The sequence below is a fragment of the Streptomyces sp. NPDC037054 genome, from assembly GCF_055606745.1.
In genome coordinates, this window is the sequence record NZ_JBVJSJ010000029.1 from 1 (window position 1) to 3,059 (window position 3,059).

The 3,059-nt window shown below is 69.5% G+C and carries 2 protein-coding genes and 1 pseudogene; 1 reads left to right on the top strand and 2 read right to left on the bottom strand.

Going from position 1 to position 3,059, the window contains the following annotated elements; translation table 11 throughout:
* Positions 1–97: 97 nt before the first annotated feature.
* A pseudogene (locus tag ACZ7D7_RS33880) lies at positions 98–268 on the bottom strand (type II toxin-antitoxin system PemK/MazF family toxin); the annotation flags it as partial.
* Between the two features lie 863 nt (positions 269–1,131).
* Positions 1,132–1,839 (bottom strand): molybdopterin-dependent oxidoreductase, encoded by a 708-nt coding sequence (locus tag ACZ7D7_RS33885; protein ID WP_470829386.1) that lies wholly within the window; start codon positions 1,837–1,839, stop codon positions 1,132–1,134.
* Between the two features lie 518 nt (positions 1,840–2,357).
* Between ACZ7D7_RS33885 and ACZ7D7_RS33890 the strand changes: the two genes are divergently transcribed.
* Entirely contained in the window at positions 2,358–2,936 is a 579-nt protein-coding gene (locus ACZ7D7_RS33890) for a YdeI/OmpD-associated family protein (protein WP_470829387.1), read from the top strand.
* Positions 2,937–3,059 lie beyond the last annotated feature (123 nt).

Here is a 3,059-nt window from a genome sequence, read left to right on the forward strand (position 1 = left end):
ACCCAAAAACACCCACTGACCAGCCCCGTAACACCAACCCCTGGACCAGCGCGACCGACTCTCACCACCACCGACACCAACCCGAGAGATCGCACAAGGGCAGTCCTTCCACGGCGCCCACTGCCACTTCGACGCCCAGACCGGTGATGTCGACACCCGCCCGAGCAACGACCTGCATCACCCGGATCCCGGACACATCGTCTCCCGACAGCAGCACGGCCGGCCGCCGCTCGTCGAACTCCACCCACCAGACTTCGCCACGTTGCACGTGTCCTCCTGATGCAGAACGGCGGGCGGACGCTGCGCGACCCCGACGCGCTGTGGAGACGGGTGCGGCCACCCGTTGATCATCGGTGCGTGACGTGAGGTCGCCCATCAGCGCATCCTGGCACACCACTGGAAAGCCCAAGAGACTTGGGGCAACCGCTTAGACAGCGCTTCTTAACAGCTACCAGCTCGCCTCGCGCTCCGAGTTCGTCGAACGTCACGCGGTAGAGCCTGGCCCACACCCGGTATCGCGGCGATCACACGACGGGTCGCGATGCGCGATCGACCAATCGACTCGGTCGGTGTGCGGTGCCAAATGGGGGGTTCACCAAGACGGTCATCACCGTGGTCGCGGGTCTCGGGGTCGGCCTGGCCGGGGCCGTCGCGGACGGCACCTGTGGCGTCGGCGCGGAAGCAGCCGCCGACCAGGCCCTGCACCTCACCGCGCCGGACTGCACGGCCACCTGCGTGGTCCTAGCCGGGTGGACCGCGACGCGCAGGCGGCGACGGGAGACGTCTCGCCTCAAGGGATACGAGGGCGGACCCGACCGGAAACGGTGCCGTCGTTGACTCGCAGACCTTCTCCGGGGCAGATCCGCGCCGCGTTCGGGTTCGTAGGCCGGTCAACGCGGTTCAGGGACGGTGCGGCGGGGCCGAACCCGTCGTCGCAACTGCTCCGCGGAACGTCTGGGAACGTGGGAACACCTCTCGCCGAGGTCGTGACCCTCGGCGAGAGCGGCATCGGCTGCTGGGGCCCGGTGGACGGCGCCGCACTCGTGGCTCCCAGCCCCGGAGCCTGGTGGTTACTGCGGAACCGCTGACGCGGGCCCACCCCCGCCCCCGCTCAAGGCACCTGAGCAGCGGTCATCGCGGGCCCCGCGGGTCCTGTGGAGCCTGTGGAGCCTGTGGTGCCTTGCGGCTGCCCTTTGCACTCATGGCGCGGATCGGGCCGATCAGGGCCCGGTAGACGGGACGCACGACCCGGCCGGGAAGGTAACGGTGCCGTTCCTCCTGCCAGACCCTCGCCCTGTGGTGCGACGCGAGGGGCGACCACCGGTCGGGGTCCGGGGGCTGGGAGGTGTGGAACTCGATGCGGCAGAGGTGCTTCGTGCTGACGAAGCCGTACTGGCGGGGGCTGACCAGCCGTACCGGGGCGCCGTGGTCACTGTCGAGGGGCTGCCCGTCAAGGCGGTCGGCGATGAGGACGTCGTCGGCCAGGGCGTCCTCGAGCACCACGAGCGACCGGTAGCCGTCCAGTCCCTCGAAGACGACGTGACTGACTGGCGCGTCCGCCTCGACCAGCGGTTCGACTCGCGTGCGGTAGAGGGCCGAGAACGGGACCCCCTCCCACCGCAGGCCTGTCGCCGACCAGCCGGCGACGCAGTGGAAGTCGGCCTCCAGCTCCTGCCGGGGCAGTTCGGCGAGGTCGGTCATGGACAGGGTGACGGTCTCGGTCAGCGCTCCGCCGATGGCGATCACCGGGTCGGCGGGGACGGGCGGAGGCGGCCGGTGGAGGTGGGTGCCGAAGCGCGGGAATCCGTCGACGGCACGTTGGCCCGGGGGAAGCGTCATGTCGATCCTCGATTGAGCGTGTTCCGCAAGGCGTTGCTCGGTTTGCCCACATCACGTGTGTGCGGCGCGGGCGCGCCACGCGGAACTACCATGACACCCCAATCCGCACAAGGCTGCATGAAGGCGACAGTACGGTGATCCGCGCGGTGCCGTACAGATGGTCGAGGAGTGATCTGCACCATGGCCATCTCCGGTGTGTCGCACGGAAGTTGAGTCCCCTGCGGACCTTGTCCCCGCGCATGCCGCCGACTGGTCGGGGAAGGACCCGTTCGGCCGCGGATGTATGCGGGAGCGGTGCGCGCGGGTCTGGTGGGAAGGCCGAATTTCGCTCTGCCCGGTCCCGGCCGTGCAGTCGCAGAAGGAGCCCTCGGTGGCGGAGCGAAGTCTTCGTGAGAACAACGGCAACCGAGCACCCGGCGCCCGCGATCTCAAGGCGCTGGCCACAGCCACAGCCACAGCCGGAGAAGAGCACGGCAAGGTCCGGGAGGTGGCGCCGGACAGGCCTTAGCCTGACCCGCATGGAGGAGCTCAACGGGGTGGAAGTCGTCGCGTTCCCGGATGCGGGGGCCTTCGAGGAGTGGCTGGCCGAGCACCACTCCCGTCACGAGGGCGTGTGGGTCAAGGTGGCGAAGAAGGCGTCGGGCATCCCGTCGGTCACGGACGACGAACTGGTCGACGTGGGGCTGTGCTGGGGCTGGATCTCCGGGCAGCGCCGGAGGCTGGACGACCGGTATTACCTGCAGAAGTACGGGCCTCGTCGGCCGAGGAGCCTGTGGTCGCGGGTGAACGTCGACAAGGTCGCGGCCCTGGCGGCGGCGGGCAGGATGAGAGAGCCCGGTCTCGCCGAAGTCCGTAGAGCTCAGGAGGACGGCCGCTGGGACCGGGCGTACGCGCCTCAAGCGACAGCCGCTGTCCCGGACGACCTTGCCGCGGCGTTGGCGGCGAACCCGGCGGCGCGTACCGCGTTCGACGCGCTGGACCGCACTGCCCGCTACCTTGTGATGCTCCCACTGCTCCAAGCCGCGACACCGGAAACTCGGCGGACGCGGCTGGAGCGGGCGGTGCGGGACCTGGCGGAGGCGCGGGAAGGCTCGTGACGGAGGCACCGTCCCTCGGAGCGGCGCCCTAGTACTGCAACGGTCTTTGCCGTGACTGCTGGCCAGCTCAGTCGTTGGTGTGGTTATGGGTGGGGACCTTGCTGGTGTCATGCTGTGGGCCGG